An 18,335-nucleotide genomic window follows, 5' to 3' on the forward strand; every position below is an offset into this window, starting at 1 on the left:
CTGAACGCCAGCCTGTGCTGCCGCTCCGGTGACCGGTTCAACGGGCATTTACCTGTCCGCGCCGACGCCATCCGGTGATGCCAGTTAGCCTGCCCCAGCTGTCACGCTCGGGCCCTAATCGAGGAAGATGCGATGCTCTACGCTATCATCAGTGAAGATGTGGATAACAGCCTGGAACGGCGCCTGGCCGCGCGACCGGACCATCTGGCCCGCCTTGAAGCGCTGCGTGACGAAGGACGACTGGTGTTGGCTGGCCCGCACCCCGCCGTCGACAGCGACAACCCTGGAGATGCCGGATTCAGCGGCAGTCTGGTCGTGGCCGAATTTGCCGACCTGGCCACCGCCCAGGCCTGGGCGGACGCCGATCCCTACGTGATCGCGGGCGTCTACGCCAACGTCAGCGTCAAGCCTTTCAAGAAGGTCCTGCCCTGAACCAGGCACGCGCGACCCCGACACGTCGGTCGGGGCGCCATCACCCCTGAATCCAACGCAGCACCCTGTCAGCCAGCGAGCCAATGTGTCAGGCGTTCCGCTCCCCAGAACCTGGGGCCCCTCGCTGCGACGGCGCAGACGCCATTATCCACAGCAGCTTGTTCACAGAGACTGTGGAAAAGTCTGTTGAAACGCCGCGGACGCATTGCTGCAGCCCTGCTGTCACGCTTATGACAGCAAGATGATCATTTCTTGACCAGCTCTCATCCGCAGGAACCGATAGCCGTGACCCACGCTCCCGACGGCCTTCCCGCCCTGACCTCCGCAACGCCGGCCGAGCTTGAATGGCGTGAGGAAAGCAGCGGCCTGAGCCCGCACTCACGCGTCTTCGACGACGTCTACTTCTCCCGCCATGACGGTCGCGCTGAGACCGAGCACGTGTTCATTCACGCCAATCACCTGCCCCAGCGATTCCGGGAATGGACTCTGGAGCGGCCCTTCGTGATCGGCGAGACAGGCTTCGGTACGGGTTTGAATATGCTGTGTGCCTGGCAAGCCTTTGACCAGCATGCCCCCGCCGGTGCCCGCCTTCACCTGGTGTCCACTGAACGCTACCCCATGTCCGCCGCTGACCTTGCCCAAGCGCTGGCGGGGTGGCCAGACCTGGCGGATCGCGCCGCCGCGCTCATCGAGGCCTGGCCTGAACCGGTCATCGGCGTTCACCGATTGACGCTGTCCCCACGGGTGACTCTGGACCTCCACATCGGGGACAGTAGCGAGCGCCTGGCATTGCTGGATGGCCGAGTGGATGCCTGGTTCCTGGATGGCTTCGCCCCGGCCAAGAACCCTGACATGTGGCAACCCGCGCTGTTTGAGCAGATGGCGGCGCGCTCGCGCCCAGGCGCGACGTTTGCCACCTTCACCTGCGCGGGTATCGTCAAGCGCGGCCTCAAGGCAGCGGGCTTTCAGTGGCGCAAGGTCCCAGGCCATGGACGTAAACGCGAGATGCTGGCAGGCGAGATCGACACGCCCCCAGCCGACAAGCGGCGTCAGGCCACCCCCTGGTATAGCCCACCGCCTGCTCTGCCCCATCGCCGGGTGGCCATCATCGGCGCCGGGATCGCCGGCTGTGCCACCGCCGAAGCGCTGGCTCGCCGTGGTATCGAGGTCACCTTGATCGACAGCACTGCGCCCGGGGCCGGGGCGTCGGGCAACGAACAGGGCGCCCTCTACGTCAAGCTGGCGGCCGACACCAACCACCAGAGCAGGGTCTACCTGGCTGGTCTGCTCTATAGCCAGCGCTGGCTGGCTCGGCTCGACGGCGAGGATCAGCTGTGGTCACCCTGTGGCGTGCTGCAGCTGGCTCATGGGGACCGCGAGGCTCGTCGTCAGCGGCGCTTCCTCGAGCATCACCCGCTGCCGCACTCGGTGGTGCATTCGATCGATGCCGCGCAGGCATCACAACTGGCAGGAGTGCCTGTGACAGCGGGTGGGCTCTGTTATCCCGGAGCGGGCTGGGTCAAGCCACGCGCCCTGTGCGAGTTTCTGGTCGCGCGTACTGGCGTGAACTTCGTGAAGGCCCAGATCCATGACCTGAAGGCCTCAGACCAGGGCTGGCGTCTGCTGGGCACCGCAGCGGATGGCAGTCAGGTGGCGGTTGACGCAGACCAGGTCGTCATCGCCACTGCCCACCAGGCGAACCAGTTCGAGTATACCCAGGGGCTGCCGCTGCAGCCGGTCAGAGGCCAGGTCAGTCGCTGGCGACTGCCCCCTGACGCGCCGGCGCCGCAGCGGGTCGTCTGCGCAGGCGGCTATGTGGCTCCGCCCCTGGAGGGCGTACTGACCTTTGGCGCCACCTTCGTCCCCGGCCGCAGCGATGCCGACACGCTGCCAGAGGATCATGCGGCCAATCTAAGAGAACTCGACCAGACCTTGCCTGGCTACACCGACCGGCTGCGTGCACAGGGAATCACGCTAAGTACCGTGTCTCTCGACGGCAGAGGTGGCGTACGTTGCGCCAGCCCTGACAAGAGCCCCTACGCAGGCCCGCTGCCCGACCAGCAGGCCTGGGTCGAGGACTATGCGGTACTGGAAAAGGACGCCACCCGAGTGCCTGATACACCAGGTCGTCACCATCGGGGGCTCTGGATCAGCGCCGCCCACGGCTCCCGTGGCCTGGCCAGCGCGCCACTGTGCGCTGAGGTGCTGGCATCACGGATCTGCGACGAACCACTGCCACTAGAAGCGCCACTGGCCGACCATCTGCACCCCGGGCGCAGGGTGATCAGAGACATCATTCAAGGCAAGCGTCGCCACTGATACCCGCCCTTGCTTCACTGGGGAAGCGGCAGCGGAGGGGCGCTAGACGTGAGTCGAGCGTCCCTTCGCTGTTTAGATATCGCCTTCTTCCTCGTCGTCAGCCAGATCCCTGCCAAAGGCACGCCACTGGGCCAGTGTCAGCACTTCGGTACTCTCGGTTTCCAGGTCGTGGGCGATGATCAACTCTGAGCGCTCCAGCTGGCCCTTGAGTTGCTTGACCCAGCCGTGCATGCCTTCCCCTGTGTCTGTGGTGTCGTAGCCCTGACGAGTCACAAAGCTCTCGAGCAGTGCATCGAGGGTCTCGCCAGGCAGCATCCGATACGGCACTTCCACGAATCGACTCATGCGTCCTCCTTATCGCTAGCTTCCCATTGCGCTAGACGCTCGAGAAACGTGGCTTCATCGATGACCGGGACACCGGCTTGTTCGGCCTTGGTTAGCTTGCTTCCCGCACCGGGGCCAGCCACCAGGCAATGGGTCTTCTTCGAGACGCTGCCCGAGACCTTGGCACCGAGCGCCTGCAGGCGCGCCTTGCCCTCATCCCGCGTCATGGTTTCCAGGGTGCCGGTCAACACCCAGGTCTGGCCTTCCAGCGGTGTTGCCTGCTCGCTGACGCTGATCTCGTCCCAGCGGACTCCAGCCGCCAGCAACGCCTTGATGGTATCGACGTTGTGCTCCTGGTCGAAAAAGGTGGCCACATGCTTCGCCACCACCGGCCCTACGTCCTCGACAGCTTCCAGGGCCTCCCTATCGGCCTGCATCAGGGCCTCCAGGCTGCCAAAGTGACTAGCCAGGTTGGCCGCCGTGGCTTCACCCACTTCGCGGATTCCTAGCGCATAGATGAACCGACCCAGCGTTGTGTCTTTCGAGCGCTCGAGCGCCTTGACCAGATTGGTCGCGGACTTCTCCGCCATGCGAGGCAGCCCGGCAAGCTCCGGTGTCGTCAGCGAGAACAGGTCCGCCGGCGTCTTGACCATGTCACGATCCACCAGCGCCTCGATCAGCTTCACCCCAAGTCCATCGATATCCAGCGCGCGACGTGAGGCGAAGTGCTTGAGCGCTTCCTTGCGCTGGGCAGCGCAGTAAAGCCCGCCGGAGCAGCGAGCCACCGCCTCGCCCTCGATACGCTCGATCTCGGACTCACAGACCGGGCAATGCTGGGGAAAGGCGATGTCTTGGCCGTCGCCGTCGGCGGCAGCCTCGACCACCCGAACCACCTGAGGAATAACGTCACCTGCGCGCCGAATGGCGACACGATCACCGATGCGCACACCCAGGCGGGCGATCTCGTCCGCGTTGTGCAGGGTCGCATTGGACACCGTGACGCCTGCCACGCTGACAGGCTCCAGTCGCGCCACTGGGGTGATGGCGCCGGTTCGGCCGACCTGGAACTCGACATCCTTCAAGGTGGTGGTCTGCTCCTGGGCGGGAAACTTGAAGGCAATCGCCCAGCGTGGCGCGCGCGAGACGAACCCCAGCTCCCGCTGCAGGCGCAACTCATCCACCTTGATCACCACGCCATCGATGTCCACATCCAGGGAATCGCGGCGCTCGCCAAGGCGCCGGCAGTAGTCGATCACCCCCTCGGCGCCGGTGACCACCTCGAGGTCACGGCTGACCGGAAGCCCCACCGCTGCCAGAGAGTGCATCAGCTCACTGTGGGTCCTGGCGCCCTGATCCGGCTCCAGCCTGGCGACCTGATAAGCGCTGAATTCCAGGGGACGCTTGGCCGTCACTCTGGGATCGAGCTGACGCAGACTGCCGGCGGCGGCGTTGCGGGGATTGGCGAAGACCTTGCCATCCTGCTCCCGCGCCCTTTCGTTCATGGCTTCGAACTCCCGGTGGCGCATGACCACCTCGCCACGCACCTCCATCAGGCTAGGCGCCTGGTCACCGCGCAAGCGCAGCGGAATCGACTTGAGGGTCTTGAGGTTGGACAGAATTCCCTCGCCGGTACGGCCATCTCCGCGGGTGGCACCGCTGACCAGCACACCCTGCTCGTACACCAGCGACACGGCGGCGCCATCCAGCTTCGGCTCGCAGACAAACGACAGCGCCTCAGGCGAGAGCTCCAGCCGTTCGGCCACGCGGTTCACGAAGGCGCGAAGCTCCTCATCGTCAAAGGCGTTATCGAGGGACAGCATCGGCAGCGCATGGGTGACTTCAGGAAAACCATCGGCAGGCTTGGCGCCGACCCGCTGGGTCGGGGACTGCGGGCTGGCGAGGTCGGGGTGCGCCTGCTCGAGCTCGCTCAATCGACGCAATTTGCGGTCATACTCGATGTCCGGCAGACGCGGATCATCCAGCACGTAGTAGCGATAGTTGGCGTCATCGAGTTCGGTGCGCAGTTGCGCCACCTCGTCGCGAATCGAAGCGTCGGTGGTCATGTCAGCCCTTTGGCGAATAGCAAACGTCTTGGTCTGGCACCATTTTACCCCATGCCCCTCGGGAAAAAACCGCTGCGGGACCGCTCTCGCCAGACGACGCAAATGCAAGCGGCCCCGTGTTTTCACGGGGCCGCTTTCTCTTTACTGCTGACTTGACCGGCTGTCTGGTATCGCTGTCACGGTGGCAGTCTTCGCCATGCATCACGCCGTAGCCGTCGGTCGATGGAGAACGAGCGTCGCCGCTCCTCTCAGTTGACCTGGTAGCGATGCAGACGATGCCTGCGCTCGAACTCCTGCACGCGCTGACGAGCGAACTCCACGGTTTGAGCGGTCATTACACTGCGGTTTTCATCCTTCAGCTCGCCCCCCATGTGGCGCACGATCACCATGGCGGTCTCGACCATGGCCTCAAAGGCAGCCGAGCTGTCCTTGGCGCTGGGTAGCGGCATCAACAGGGTGATGCCCGGGGTCGTGAAGTCGTCCATCGCCTCGATCGGGAAGGTGCCCGGCTTGAGCACGTTCACCATGGAGAACTGCAGGGCGCTGCCCTCGTCCTCGGTCTCGAACCGGTGGAAGATCCCCATCTCACGACTGTAGCGCAGGCCGCAGGCCATCATCAGCTCTAGCAGCGTTGTGCCGGGGAAGCCGTTCTCATCACGGGACATGACGCTGATGACGATGATTTCCTCGGCGTTGCTGAGACTGTCGCGGGCGTGCTCGGCATTGACATCATGACGAAGCGCCTTTTCCAGCACAGGATGCGGGCGTACCTTGCCGCCGTGCCCGCTATCGAAACCTTCGTCGTAAGCGGCATACCCACTACCATCCTCAACGTCAAACTCGGGCTCGGGAACGTCTGCTTCCCAGCGCGGCTCGGCCGCTGGTGCCTGGTGGGAGGCCTGAAGCGTCTGCTCGTGCTCGGCTGTTGCCCGCTGGCGCTCGGCTGTTATCCGCTCGCGCTCGGACCGCTTCAGCGCAGCTTCCCGCTCTGCGGCCAGGTGCTGTCGCTCTGCCTGCTCGCGTTCCCGCTTGGCGGCGTTTTCGGCATCCTGCTCGGCCTTGCGCTTGGCAGCTTCTGCTTTCTGCTCAGCCTTGAGGCGGGCCTTTTCCGCTTTCTGCTGTTCACGCCGTTCGCGGCGCTCGCTGACGCTCTTCTGCAACGAGGCGCCAAAGCGCTGCATGGAGCTTCCCATGCGGCGTGAGCGATCCTTGAGCGAGTCACCCATGCCCTCGAAGTCGACCAGGCGATACTGATCTTCATCGAAGTCTTCATGATCTTCAGGATCGGCAGCCAGGTGCATGGCGTTCGGGTCGCGTTTTGCAGTGCGCTCTTCCGCACCCTTGACGCCAGCTTCGCCAGTGGTGTCGCTATCGTCAGCGGTGGCAGACAGCACCGGCTCGCGACGATCTCCAGCATCGGCCGGACCAGCCGTTTCTGCGTCCACGTGCGCCGCCGGTGTCTCGGCAACGCTCGGGGTGTTGGCGGGTGGAACCTCTGACGCTTCTGGGGCCTCACTCGGGATAGCGGGTGCAGGGGCTTTTTCTTCAACACCAGCCGCAGGCGCTTTCTTCTCAACCTCAGCCGCCGGCGCTGTTCTATCCACCCCAGCCGCAGGCGCTGACCTTTCAACCTCAGCCGCGGGCGCTTTCCTTTCAACCTCGGCGTCAACCCCGGCCGCAGGCGCTGTCGTTTCAACACCAGCCGCGGGCGCTGACCTTTTAACCTCAGCGTCAACCCCGGCCGCAGGCGCTGTTCTATCCACCCCAGCCGCAGGCGCTTTTTCTTCAACACCAGCCGCGGGCGCTTCAGCAGTCGTCACCCCAGCCCTACCACGGTGGGCCTGACTGGAGCGGAATTCGGACAATACCCGAGAAGGTCCAGGATGCTCCTGGCGCTCAAGCTTGGGTTTGGGCTGCACACTGGAGAAATCCGCGGGCTTGATCACCCGAGCCCCTCCGTTGGGCAGCTCCCAATTGATTTCTTCCTCGCGCGCTCTCTCTTCGGGGTCATCCAGATCAGTGCCCCCGTCTACTGTGTCACGTCTGGCGGACACATTGACGCCAGGATGGCCCGCAACGGCGGCCTCCTGTGTCTGGCTTCGATCCAAGCCAGCGTCATCGAGAACATCTCCCTGCACCTCATCCAGGCGGGGAGTGCGACGTTGGCGCTGCAGGCGACGCGCCCCATCGATAACGATGAGGGTCACCAGTGCCAGCCCCAGAATGATCAGCCACTCTCTTAGTTCCATGGGTCGTCATGCCTTTGCTAAGGCGCCATGCCTGATGGTTGTCCGTCAACAGCATAGCGTGATTGCGAAAAAAAGGGCCACTTTTTTGTTTGTCAAGCGTCGGATTTTTTCCGCTCTTCTCGACAATGCCCTTCGCATTCGCCCTTCCAACTCCCTTTGCTTACCTTGCCATGCAGCATCATGGTCTTATTGGGACACCCTATTATAACCGTCTTTAAAGTGCATCATGCTTCTGCCAAAGCCGCGGCTTCGTCAACGCCAACAGACACCAGACGAGAGACACCGGGCTCCTGCATGGTGACACCCATCAATCGTTCCCCGGCTTCCATGGCGATCTTGTTATGGGTGATATAGATAAACTGCACGCTGTCGGACATCTCCTTCACCAACTTGGCATAGCGGCCAACATTGGCATCGTCCAGAGGTGCATCCACTTCATCCAGCATGCAGAACGGTGCCGGATTCAATTGGAAGATCGCAAATACCATCGACAGCGCGGTGAGGGCTTTTTCTCCCCCTGACAGCAAATGAATGGTGCTGTTCTTCTTGCCCGGTGGTCGTGCCATGATCGCCACGCCGGTCTCCAGCAAATCCTCGCCTGTCAGGGTCAACCATGCGGCTCCGCCCCCAAAGACTCGCGGAAAAAGAGACTGCAGCCCGGCGTTGACCCGCTCGAAGGTATCGCGGAAACGGGCACGGGTCTCCTGGTCAATGCGCCGAATCGCCTTGTCCAGTGTCTCCAACGCTTCATTCAGCTCGGCCTGCTGCGCCTCCAGATAGTCGCGCCGCTCGGCCTGCTGCTCGTACTCCTCGATGGCCGCCAGGTTGATGGCACCCAGCCGCCGGATCTTCTCACCCAGCTCTTCCAACCGGGTCTGCCAGGCCGATTCGGTGGCATTCGGGTCGAGCTGCTCGGTCAATGCCGCCGCATCGTGCCCCAACTCCTTGAGCTGTTCGTCCTGGGTCTCGGCCTTCAGCGCCAGCGCCTGCACCTGCATGCGCGCTTCCTGCAGCCGCTCACGAACCCCGTCCAGGTTACGTTCATGGGTCTGTCGCGCCTGCTCGTCATCCCTCAGGCGCTCAACCAGCGCGGCCGCTCTGGCCCGGGACTCGTTGAGCTGACGCTCCTCCTGCTCACGCCGATGCAGCAACTCATCCAGTTGCTCACGACGCTCTTCATCAGGCTCATGCAGGCCTTCGCGGGCCTCTTCAAGCTCTGCCACACGCTCTTCCAGGCGTGCACGGGTATCCCCCGCACGGCCCTGCTGCTCGGCCAGGCCGGCTCTTTCGGTGGTCAGCCGCTGGTGCTCCAGCGTCAGTTGCTGAGCCCGTTCGGCCAGCGGGCGTTGGCGAGCACGCAACGTGGCGAGACGCTCGCGGGCCTCGCTGCGGGAGCGCTCGAGGCGCTCGCGTACGCTGGCGCCGTCTTCGAGGCGGGCCATCGCCGTTTGCCACTGCTCGCGCATTTCCTCGATGGCGAGCCGCGCCTCTTCATCTGCCTCACTGAGTCCTTCCAGCTCTTCGTGGATCTCCGCACCCCGACGTGAAAGGTGCTCCAGCCGGCTGGCCAGGCCGCTGTCCTGAACCGCCAGCTGCTGCCGCTGCTGGTCGAGCTCGCGCTCGGCAAGACGCAGCTGCTCAAGCTCGTGCTCGGCCTGGTCCATGGCCTGCTGGGCGCTTTCCCGTGCCTCGTCCAGCGCCTCCAACCGCTGCGCTTCCTGCGCCAACGACTCGCTGGCCTCACTCAGCCGTGCGCGACTGACCAGCAACGCGTCAGGACCTTCCCCGTGACCGCGCTGGCGCGCCCAGTCAGGTCCTAGCCACAGACCGTCAGCCGACATCAGGCTGTCGCCGGGATCAAGCTGGGACCGAGCCTGCCAAGCGGCGTCGCGGGACTCGACGCAGCGAATTCGCGACAGCCAGCTGGCCGCGGCACCGGCTCCGGACACCTTGGCTGCCAGGCTATCGCCCGGGGGCGACCCTGGGGAGGCAGACGACAGCAAGGCGAGTTCCGCGTCCAGGGGCTCGCCCAGGGCATTGCGCAGGCTGCTGTCAGGCGCTAGCCGAGCCTTGAGCCAGGGCGCCAGCACCCACGACACCACCTCTTCCCAGCCGGGCTCGACCACCAACTGCTCGCCCAGGCGCGGGGCCTGGTCAAGCTGATAGGCGGCGAGATGGCGGTCGAGTCCTTCGTCGTGGTCGGCCAGGGCGGCCTCGATCAATGCCTCCAGCGAGGCGATTTCACCGGTCAGGGCGCTGTGGCGTGAGCGAGCCTGCTCCCGGGAGGCATCATGCTCGGCGATCTGGCGGCGACTGACGTCACGCTGCTCACTGACACTCTCTCGACGTTGCTCGAGCTCCTGGGCGCGGGCGTCGTGCTCGGACAGCTGCGCACGCACTTCGTCGCGCTGAGCACTCAGTTCGGACAGGTCGGGCAACTCACCCAGCTGCTGACGCCGCTTGGTCTGATCGCCAGCGATTCGCTCCAGCCGCGCCTCCAGTTCGCGCAGCCGATCCTGGGTACGCTCGGCCTCATGACTGTCCCCACGCCAGCGTTCGTTGAACGCTTCCCACTCGGCGTCGGCGTCTTCTACCGCGGGCTCGGCTTCCTCCAGCGCTGCCTCGAGCTCGGCCAGTTGTTCGGCCAACTCTTCCTGCTCGGGTCCCAGTGTCTCTAGCCGGTCATCCAGGGCCGCCAGACGTTCGCTGTCGGTCTCCCCCAGGCGATCCAGCTCACCTAGCTCACGCCTGGCACTCTCAAGATCTCGGGCGAGCTGTTGATCCCGGGTGCGGGTATGCTCGAGCTCCTGTTCCAATCTAGCGATGGCGGTGGTGGTCTCGTAGAACCTCGCCTGACGCTGGTCCAGCTCAGAGGCCAGGCCGTCGTGCTCGGCACGCGCCTCTTCCAGGCGCGTCTCGCACTGGCGCATGCCCAGCACCTCGCGCTCGACGGCGGTTTCCAGCTCGCGTACTCGACTGTCCTGCTCGGTCTGGGCGGCTCGCAGGGCACGCCCCCGCAACAGCGCCAGCTCTCCCTTGACCCGATGCTCTTCCTGCTTGAGCGACTGATACCGTTTGGCGGCTTCTGCCTGTCGCTTGAGTCGCTCGAGCTGCTTGTCGAGCTCTTCCCGAATATCGTCCAGACGATCCAGGTTTTCCTGGGTCCGACGCATGCGATTTTCCGTCTCGCGTCGTCGTTCCTTGTACTTGGAGATGCCGGCCGCCTCTTCGAGGGTAGAACGCAGCTCCTCGGGGCGAGCTTCGATCAGCCGCGAGATCATTCCCTGGCCGATGATGGCGTAGGATCTGGGACCAAGGCCGGTCCCCAGGAACAGATCGGCGATATCGCGGCGACGGCACTTCTGGCCGTTGAAGAAGTAACTGGACTGGGCGTCACGGGTGACCTGGCGCTTGACCGATATCTCGGCGTACTGGGCGTAGACGCCCCCCATGGTCCCGTCACGGTTATCGAACGTCAGTTCGATAGATGCCATGCCCACGGGTTTGCGCCCGGTGGAGCCATTGAAGATGACGTCGGTCATCGACTCGCCGCGCAGGGTCTTGGCCGAGGATTCACCCATGACCCAGCGCACGGCATCGATGATGTTCGACTTGCCGCAGCCATTGGGACCGACGATCGCGGTCATGTTGCTGTCGAAGGGCACCGTGACCGGGTCGACAAAAGACTTGAAGCCGGCCAGCCGGATCGACGTCAGACGCATGGGTTATTCAATCACTTGATCGATGACAAGCGTGACAGGATCCTGATCCGAGGCCCCCACTGCAACCCCTTCACGCTGTCCCATCAGATCACCGGGCTGCGGCTGCGCCTGACCGCTGGGTGAGACCCGTGCCAACAGGCGTACCTGGTCGACATCCTCCAGGCTGGCCATCGGCGACATGGCATCACCGGCATCCAGGGTAATGCTCGCTGGCAGCTCGGCCAGGGTCAGGCGCTGGATCGCCAGAGGAGGAAGCTTGCCGTCGCTGTCACGGGCCACCACAAACACGGTGGTGGATGGCGGCAGCCGGTCGCTCTTCAGCGCCTGTGCCAGCGACAGGCGAATGCGAATGGCGTGCTGACCCGCCGGAGCGAGACGTTGTTCCGCCTGGGCCACGCCCTGCCGCATGGCTTCCTGCAGGGGGGAGCCGTCTGCGGCGGAAAGTCCTCTGCGCCAGTACCCCAGGGCCGCCTGATAATCATCCTGCTGAAAGGCCTCGACTCCCAGGAACCACATGGCGGAGGGCAGGTTCGGCGCCTCACGACTGGCCTCCCGTGAAAGCGCCAGGATACGCTCGTTCAACCGCCCTTCGTTGGTGAAGTACTCCATCTTGGCCAGCTCACCAAGCCACCAGGGGGAGCGCCCTTCCAGCGCCAGCACCCGCTCGATGGCCTGACCGGCCTCGCGGTAGGCGCCGCTATCTCGGTAGAGGGGATAGAGGGTTTGCCACACGCGGGGATTGTCGGGCTGGCGGTCGGCCTGGGCCTCAAGGCGCTCCAGCATCAGCGCCAGGCTGGCCGCGGGGTCGTTACGCACCTCTTCGATGGTGTGATAAAGCACCAGATCGCCTTCGGCACCTTCGCGCTGATACCACACCACACTGGTCACGATGACCAGCAGCAGCACCACAGGAATCGCCAGCTTGCCCGATCCCGCTGACTTGAGCGGAGCCCGCTTTAGCCGTTCGGTATCGTCGAGCAGCGCACGCTTCAGTTCGCTGACATCCTCATCGAAACGGGTAGCGTCAATGTCGCCGCGAGACCTGGCGGCCTCAAGCGAGGCCAGGCGACGGCGATACACCGCCACATTCTGGGCAGCCGCATCGTCGTTGGCTTCCAGCTCGCGCTGACGTTGCTCCAGAGACGCCGCTCGCCGCAAAGGCAGGATCAGCAGCCAGGCAGCCGGTAACAGTAACAGGGCAAAGGCGAGCCACAGCAGCGTCATGAGCGTCTCTCTCGATCAATCAGTTCGTCCAGACGGGCCTGCTCTTCGGCAGACAGCTGCCGGACACTCACCCGACGGCGAGAGCGAATGATGGCCCACAGCGCCAGCCCGCCGACCACCACCAACGCCCCAGGCAGCCCCCACAGCAGCAGGGTGCGACCTTCCAGCCGGGGGTTGTAGAGCACGTAGTCGCCAAACCGCTGGACCATGAAGTCGATAATTTCCTTGTCAGACCTGCCGTCATTCAGCTGTTCATAGACCTTGTCACGCATGTCCGCGGCAATCGGCGAGTTGGAGTCTCCAATGGCCTGGTTCTCGCACTTGGGGCAGCGTAAGGTCGCCGTTAGCGACTGATAGCGCTGCTCCGTCACCGGACTCTCAAAGCGACGCACTTCAATCGCTTCTGCCATGACCTGCAGGGCCAGCAGCCAGCCCGTCAACAGCAGCACGCTGGCCAGCCAAGGGTGACCTTGAGAAGGTGCCTTCAGCGCCATTTCTCCACCTCCGGCATAATGATGCTCTCCACGTCATCAGCAGTGATGTAACCGGTGTGGTGGTAGCGAATGATACCGTCTGCGTCCACCAGAAACGTCTCGGGAGCCCCGTAAACGCCGAGATCAAAGCCCAGGCTGCCCAGCGGATCAAACACGTTGAAGGCAAAAGGGTTACCGAACTGGGTCAGGAACGCCTGCCCCTGCGCACGCTTTTCCGCATCGCTGGCAGCGGTCTCCTTGTAGTCGACACCGATCAAGCGCACGCCTCGGTCCGCCAGGTCCAGAAGCTGCGGCATTTCCTGGCGACAGGTGGGACACCAGCTGCCCCATACGTTGACCAAGGTCACCTCTCCCTTGATATCCCCTTCATCCACGCGCTGCTGAGGATTATCCAGCGTGGTCAGCTCGAAGGCGGGAAACTCGCGCGCCATCAGCGCCGACTCTCTGTCGAAGGGGTTGATCGACAGCCCCTGATACAGGAAGGCTCCCAACACCAGAAACAGCACCAGTGGCACCAATAGCAGTAACCGTCGTTTCATGCCCGCACTTCCTTGGAGGTGACCTGACTGGCGCTGACCACGCCGGAGCTGGCCGCACTGCTCGACTCGCGCTCAGGTGCACGGGTGCTGAGCTGGCGTCGATAGCGACGGTCCGCCACGGCCATCATGCCGCCTGCCGCCATCAGCAACGCCCCCAGCCACAGCCAGCGAACAAAGGGTTTGATCTGCACCCGCAGCGCCCAGCTGCCATCGTCAAGCTCTTCGCCCATGGCCACATACAGGTCATGGAACAGTCCCGGACGCAGCGCGACCTGGGTCATCGGCATCCCCCTGGCAATATAGAGGCGCTTTTCTGGATGCATCTCGAAGCTCCGCGTGGCGCCTTGGCGGGTCACTTCGATGGTCGCGGCATCGGAGACGAAGTTGGGCCCCCTGCGCTCATCCAGAGCGGTCATGTGGAAACGGATGCCAGCGACATCGACGCTATCGCCGACATTCATCCGCACATTGCGCTCCACCGAATAGTTGGAGACCAGAGCGACACCGACAATCGTGACCGCGAGGCCTAGGTGGCCCAGCACCATGCCCCAGTATGCTGGCGTCAGGCGCTTCACTGCCTGGCGTCGGGAAGCGCCGCGGGAGGTCTTGTCCCACAGGTCCCGTGCCAGCGACAGCACCAGCCACAGGGCTGCCACCAGGCCAATGGACGCCTTGAGATTCCATGCCCCGGTATAGGCGAGCGGTGCCAGCACGCCAATGACCAGCGCAGCGGCTCCCGCCAGCCACAGCCGCGACAGCAGCTCGCGACCACTCATGCGCTTCCAGCGGGCGCTGGGCCCCAGCCCCATGAACACGCATAGCAATACCGTCAACGGCACGAACAAGGCATTGAAGTAGGGCGGCCCCACGCTGATCTTGCCGAGGTTCAGCGCATCCAGCAGCAGCGGATAGACCGTCCCGAGCAGCACCGTCACCGTCATCACCACCAGCAGGATATTGTTGACCAGCAACAGCGCATCCCGAGACAGCCAATTGAATCCGCCTGGCTGGCTGACCCGCGGCGCACGCAGGGCAAAGATCAGCAACGACAGGCCGACGGTGATACCCAGCAGGACCAGGATGAACAGTCCCCGCGACGGGTCATTGGCAAAGGCATGGACCGAGGTCAGAACGCCGGAGCGGACCAGGAAGGTCCCCATCAACGATAGCGAGAAGGTGGTGATCGCCAGCAATACCGTCCAGCTCTTGAAGGTCCCGCGCTTTTCGGTCACCGCCAGCGAATGGATCAACGCAGTGCCGGCCAGCCACGGCAGCAGGGAGGCATTTTCCACCGGGTCCCAGAACCACCAGCCGCCCCAGCCCAATTCGTAGTACGCCCACCAGCTGCCGAGGGCGATGCCGACCGTGAGGAAAGCCCAGGCGATGTTGGTCCAGGGTCTCACCCAACGGGTCCAGGCGCTGTCGAGACGCCCCCCCAGCAGGGCCGCAATGGCAAAGGCAAAGACCACGCTGAAACCGACATAGCCCATGTACAGCATCGGCGGATGAATGATCAGGCCGACGTCCTGCAGCAGCGGATTGAGGTCTGCACCGTCCGCCGGAATATTGGGCAGCGAGCGCTCGAATGGGTTGGACGTGATCAGCACGAAGGCCAGAAAGCCGACGCTGACCAGTCCCATCACTCCCAGCACCCGCGCCACCATGTCAGGCGGCAGGCGACCCGAGAAGCAACCGACCGCGAAGGTCCAGATTCCCAGGATAAGGCTCCACAGCAGGACCGAGCCCTCGTGGTTGCCCCACACCGCGCTGAACTTGTAATACCAGGGCAGCAACGAATTGGCGTTGTTGGCCACGTTGACCACGCTGAAGTCATCCAGCAGGTAGCTGGCTGTCAGGCAGCCGTAGGCGATCAGCAGAAAGGCCAGCTGGCCGGCCGCCATGGGCCTGGCATAGGCCATCCACAAGGGACGTCGCGTGGCAGCCCCCGCCAGAGGCAGCACCGCTTGCACCACTGCCATCAACAGCGCGATAACCAGCGCATAGTGTCCGATCTCGGGGATCATCTTGATCAGCATGACATCACCTTGGTCTGCCCGGTCTGTGCGTCACTGGGGGGAACCCGGCGCGGCTTGCTTGTAGTCGGCGGGCGAATAGCCGGCCTTTTCAAGCGCCTCGGCAACCTCGGGCGGCATGTAGTTCTCGTCGTGCTTCGCCAGTACCTTGTCGGCAGCGATGATGCCATCACCGGTCAATTTACCGACCACCACGACCCCCTGCCCTTCGCGAAACAGGTCCGGCAGAATGCCGCTGTAGCGCACTTCAACGTCGTCGACATAGTCAGTGACCACGAAGCTGACGTCCAGACTGTCGCTATCACGCCGCACGCTGCCTTCCTTGACCATGCCTCCGGCACGCAGCTGGCGGTCGACGGGAGCTTCTCCCGCGGCAATCTGCACTGGACTGAAGAAGAGATTGATATTGGAGCGCAACGCATACAGCGTCAGCCCCACCGCCACCGCACACAGCGCCACCAGACCGAGCACCAGCAACATCCGGTTTCGACGCTTAGCCCTCATGACGACCCTCCGTGGACTTCAGCGCCGCGGCGCCTTCTCGCCTGAGTCGACGACGCAGGGTGCGCCGAACGTCACGACTTTCACCGCATACCAGCAACACGCTAAGCAGCAACACACCCAGGGTGGCACCCCAGGCCGTCCAGACGTAGGGGCCATGGGAGCCCATCTGCCACAACTCAGCCAATGATTCGAATGCCATCACGCATCCTCCTTGAACAGCTCCTTGACCCAGCGCTTGCTGCCTTCGCGGCGTAGAATTTCAGTGCGCGTACGGGTCAGGGTGAAAGCGGCAAAAAAGGCATAGAAACCCAGCACCATGATCAACAGCGGTAGCCACATCTCGGTAGGCATGGCCGGCCGTTCGGTGAGGGTGAAGCTGGCCGGCTGATGCAGCGTGTTCCACCACTCCACCGAGTACTTGATGATCGGAATGTTGATTACTCCGACCATGGCCAGCACCGAGGCCGCCTTCGAGCCACTTAGTGGACGCGGGAAGGCGCGCCGGATCAACATCACGCCCACGTACAGGAACAGCAGAATCAGCATCGAGGTCAGGCGCGCGTCCCACTGCCACCAGGTGCCCCAGGTCGGCTTGCCCCAGACGGAGCCTGACAGCAGCGCAATCGCGGTCATGGCGGCGCCCAGGGGCGCCATCATCGCCGCGGCCATGTCGGCGATCTTGACCTTCCAGACCATGAACACGAAGCCTGACGCGGCCAAGGCGATAAAGATCGACTGGGCCAGAAACGCCGCCGGCACGTGGACGTAGATGATGCGAAAGCTGTTGCCCTGCTGGTAGTCGGATGGCGCAAACGCCAGCCCCCAGACGCTCCCCACCACAATCAACGCCAGCGCCAGGCCCCAGCACCATGGTGCCAGCCTGGCCGCGATGCCGTAGAACCAGCGCGGCGACCCCAGTTTGTGAAAGAAGGCCCACATGAGCGTTGTACCTCGATCAAGCGTGAAATCGTGACGCCGACATCAGCGCATCAGCCATGCACGCTGATGCGCAGTGACGCGGCAATCGCCAACGGTGCACTGGCCAGTGCCAGCGCCAGCATGGCGCCGATCACCGCCAGGTGAGGCAGCCACTCGCCCCCCGACAGCGCCGCCCCCATGGCTCCTGTACCGAAGATCAGGACCGGCATGAACAATGGCAGCACCAACAGCGACAACAGCATGCCTCCGCGGGCCAACCCTACCGTCAATCCGGCGCCAATGGCCCCGATCAGGCTGATGCAGCCGCTGCCCACGGCCAGGGTGACACTCAAGGCCAGGTAGCTGCCCTGGGGCAAGGCCAGCAGCACTCCCAGCAACGGGGCCATCAGTGCCAGCGGCAGACCTGTGGTCAGCCAGTGCACCAGCACCTTCGCCACCACCAACAGTGACAGCGGGTGGGGAGCCAGCAACAGCTGCTCCAGCGTGCCGTCTTCATAATCCGCGCGGAACAATCCATCCAGCGACAGCAGCGCGGACAGCAAAGCCGCCACCCACAGCACGCCGGGGGCTATCCAGGCCAGACGCTCCGGTTCCGGTGAAATTCCCAGGGGAAACAAGGTGATGACCATGGCGAAGAACACCAGCGGGGTTAGCGCGTCAGCGGGACGCCTGGCCACGCCGACGAGATCTCGCTGAAAGGTCGCCCATAGCGCCATTCCCAGCCCCGCGCCGGCCTCCTTGACCGCCACCACCGCGGGCTCGACGTCAGTGGAACAAGCGCTCATGCCACCTCCCGGGCTGGGCCTGACAGGGACAGCCTGCGCAGACCAGGCACATTGGCCAGGGCATGATGGGTGGTGACCAGTACGGCACCGCCCCGGCCGGCGTGCTCGACCAGACGCTGCTCCAGCGCCGACACGCCATCGACGTCAATGGCCGTGAAAGGCTCATCCAGAATCCACAGTGGATGACGACTGAGCACAAGGCGGGCCAAGGTCACTCGGCGTTGCTGTCCAGCTGACAGCTGGGAGGCCACCACATCCTCGAAGCCCGCCAGGCCGACCTCGGCCAGTGCCGCGCCAAGCTCGCGATCGCTACATCGGTGACCTGCCAAGGCCTGATACCAGCGCAGGTTTTCCATCGCCGTCAGGTGGGCCTTGATACCCGGCGCGTGGCCAAGGTAGAGCAGATTGGCCAGCAAGTCGGCGCGTGCCTTGGGCAGCGCTCTGCCGTCCCATAACACCTGCCCTTCCACGTCACTGATCTGGCCGCACAGCACCTTCAGCAGCGTCGTCTTGCCGCTGCCGTTGGGGCCCTCGATCCGCAGAACGTCGCCTGCCCCGAGAATGAGGTCGAGCCCATGAAACAGCCAGCGACCGTCGCGCTCACAGGCCAGTTGTCGGGCTTCAAGACACAGACGCAAAGGGCACTCCACTGCCAGGACCGAGAGGGGGAAAACACGCACAGACTTTACACCGATTGCCACATCCGAA

General features: G+C 64.0%; 15 protein-coding genes. 2 read left to right on the top strand and 13 right to left on the bottom strand.

Translation table 11 applies throughout. The features are described from left to right. Positions 1-132: 132 nt before the first annotated feature. A complete protein-coding gene (locus JF545_RS05760; RefSeq protein WP_206940143.1) occupies positions 133-432 on the top strand; it encodes a YciI family protein in 300 nt (99 codons plus the stop codon). Positions 433-717: 285 nt separating this feature from the next. Next, a complete protein-coding gene (gene mnmC, locus JF545_RS05765) occupies positions 718-2,751 on the top strand; it encodes a bifunctional tRNA (5-methylaminomethyl-2-thiouridine)(34)-methyltransferase MnmD/FAD-dependent 5-carboxymethylaminomethyl-2-thiouridine(34) oxidoreductase MnmC (RefSeq protein ID WP_206940145.1) in 2,034 nt (677 codons plus the stop codon). A gap of 72 nt (positions 2,752-2,823) precedes the next feature. Here the strand turns inward: mnmC and JF545_RS05770 are convergent, their stop codons facing one another. The 13 genes from JF545_RS05770 to ccmA form a co-directional block, all read right to left on the bottom strand. Continuing rightward, on the bottom strand, positions 2,824-3,096 hold the full coding sequence (locus JF545_RS05770; RefSeq protein WP_206940147.1) for a YheU family protein: 273 nt from the start codon (positions 3,094-3,096) through the stop codon (positions 2,824-2,826). Then, entirely contained in the window at positions 3,093-5,138 is a 2,046-nt protein-coding gene (gene ligA / locus JF545_RS05775) for an NAD-dependent DNA ligase LigA (RefSeq protein WP_206940149.1), read from the bottom strand. Before ligA ends, JF545_RS05770 begins: the two co-directional genes overlap by 4 nt. A 248-nt stretch (positions 5,139-5,386) precedes the next feature. Then, positions 5,387-7,387 (bottom strand): cell division protein ZipA, encoded by a 2,001-nt coding sequence (gene zipA, locus JF545_RS05780; protein WP_206940151.1) that lies wholly within the window; start codon positions 7,385-7,387, stop codon positions 5,387-5,389. Positions 7,388-7,611: 224 nt separating this feature from the next. Beyond that, complete coding sequence (gene smc, locus JF545_RS05785; protein ID WP_206940154.1) at positions 7,612-11,109, bottom strand: chromosome segregation protein SMC; 3,498 nt, start codon at positions 11,107-11,109, stop codon at positions 7,612-7,614. 3 nt (positions 11,110-11,112) lie between these two features. Next, complete coding sequence (gene ccmI, locus JF545_RS05790) at positions 11,113-12,333, bottom strand: c-type cytochrome biogenesis protein CcmI (protein WP_206940156.1); 1,221 nt, start codon at positions 12,331-12,333, stop codon at positions 11,113-11,115. Next, positions 12,330-12,827 (bottom strand): cytochrome c-type biogenesis protein, encoded by a 498-nt coding sequence (locus JF545_RS05795; protein WP_206940158.1) that lies wholly within the window; start codon positions 12,825-12,827, stop codon positions 12,330-12,332. Before JF545_RS05795 ends, ccmI begins: the two co-directional genes overlap by 4 nt. Continuing rightward, a complete protein-coding gene (locus JF545_RS05800) occupies positions 12,818-13,366 on the bottom strand; it encodes a DsbE family thiol:disulfide interchange protein (protein WP_206940160.1) in 549 nt (182 codons plus the stop codon). The genes JF545_RS05795 and JF545_RS05800 overlap by 10 nt, the downstream gene beginning before the upstream one ends. Further along, the gene (locus JF545_RS05805) at positions 13,363-15,390 is read right to left on the bottom strand and encodes a heme lyase CcmF/NrfE family subunit (protein ID WP_206940825.1); all 2,028 of its coding nucleotides are present in this window, start codon (positions 15,388-15,390) and stop codon (positions 13,363-13,365) included. The genes JF545_RS05800 and JF545_RS05805 overlap by 4 nt, the downstream gene beginning before the upstream one ends. 42 nt (positions 15,391-15,432) lie before the next feature. After that, entirely contained in the window at positions 15,433-15,903 is a 471-nt protein-coding gene (ccmE, locus tag JF545_RS05810; protein ID WP_206940161.1) for a cytochrome c maturation protein CcmE, read from the bottom strand. Further along, positions 15,893-16,102 carry a heme exporter protein CcmD gene (ccmD, locus tag JF545_RS05815; protein ID WP_206940163.1) on the bottom strand — a complete coding sequence of 70 codons (210 nt, stop codon included), beginning with the start codon at positions 16,100-16,102 and terminating at the stop codon, positions 15,893-15,895. Before ccmD ends, ccmE begins: the two co-directional genes overlap by 11 nt. Next, positions 16,102-16,842 (bottom strand): heme ABC transporter permease, encoded by a 741-nt coding sequence (locus JF545_RS05820; protein ID WP_206940165.1) that lies wholly within the window; start codon positions 16,840-16,842, stop codon positions 16,102-16,104. The genes ccmD and JF545_RS05820 overlap by 1 nt, the downstream gene beginning before the upstream one ends. Positions 16,843-16,892: 50 nt before the next feature. Then, entirely contained in the window at positions 16,893-17,627 is a 735-nt protein-coding gene (ccmB, locus tag JF545_RS05825) for a heme exporter protein CcmB (RefSeq protein ID WP_224908690.1), read from the bottom strand. Next, positions 17,624-18,265, bottom strand: coding sequence for a cytochrome c biogenesis heme-transporting ATPase CcmA (ccmA, locus tag JF545_RS05830; RefSeq protein WP_206940167.1), 642 nt, complete (start codon positions 18,263-18,265; stop codon positions 17,624-17,626). Before ccmA ends, ccmB begins: the two co-directional genes overlap by 4 nt. Positions 18,266-18,335: the final 70 nt, after the last annotated feature.

Origin of the sequence: Halomonas litopenaei, from assembly GCF_017303055.1 — a bacterium.
Taxonomy (GTDB): Bacteria; Pseudomonadota; Gammaproteobacteria; order Pseudomonadales; family Halomonadaceae; genus Halomonas; species Halomonas litopenaei_A.

What these genes read in the sequence shown, in the direction of transcription:
- ccmB (WP_224908690.1), bottom strand. Translation starts at nt 17,627, where the DNA reads ATGAGCGCTTGTTCCACTGACGTCGAGCCCGCGGTGGTGGCGGTCAAG.
- JF545_RS05820 (WP_206940165.1), bottom strand. Translation starts at nt 16,842, where the DNA reads ATGTGGGCCTTCTTTCACAAACTGGGGTCGCCGCGCTGGTTCTACGGC.
- JF545_RS05770 (WP_206940147.1), bottom strand. Translation starts at nt 3,096, where the DNA reads ATGAGTCGATTCGTGGAAGTGCCGTATCGGATGCTGCCTGGCGAGACC.
- ccmI (WP_206940156.1), bottom strand. Translation starts at nt 12,333, where the DNA reads ATGACGCTGCTGTGGCTCGCCTTTGCCCTGTTACTGTTACCGGCTGCC.
- ccmE (WP_206940161.1), bottom strand. Translation starts at nt 15,903, where the DNA reads ATGAGGGCTAAGCGTCGAAACCGGATGTTGCTGGTGCTCGGTCTGGTG.
- JF545_RS05805 (WP_206940825.1), bottom strand. Translation starts at nt 15,390, where the DNA reads ATGATCCCCGAGATCGGACACTATGCGCTGGTTATCGCGCTGTTGATG.
- ccmD (WP_206940163.1), bottom strand. Translation starts at nt 16,102, where the DNA reads ATGGCATTCGAATCATTGGCTGAGTTGTGGCAGATGGGCTCCCATGGC.
- JF545_RS05800 (WP_206940160.1), bottom strand. Translation starts at nt 13,366, where the DNA reads ATGAAACGACGGTTACTGCTATTGGTGCCACTGGTGCTGTTTCTGGTG.
- JF545_RS05760 (WP_206940143.1), top strand. Translation starts at nt 133, where the DNA reads ATGCTCTACGCTATCATCAGTGAAGATGTGGATAACAGCCTGGAACGG.
- zipA (WP_206940151.1), bottom strand. Translation starts at nt 7,387, where the DNA reads ATGGAACTAAGAGAGTGGCTGATCATTCTGGGGCTGGCACTGGTGACC.
- JF545_RS05795 (WP_206940158.1), bottom strand. Translation starts at nt 12,827, where the DNA reads ATGGCGCTGAAGGCACCTTCTCAAGGTCACCCTTGGCTGGCCAGCGTG.
- smc (WP_206940154.1), bottom strand. Translation starts at nt 11,109, where the DNA reads ATGCGTCTGACGTCGATCCGGCTGGCCGGCTTCAAGTCTTTTGTCGAC.
- ligA (WP_206940149.1), bottom strand. Translation starts at nt 5,138, where the DNA reads ATGACCACCGACGCTTCGATTCGCGACGAGGTGGCGCAACTGCGCACC.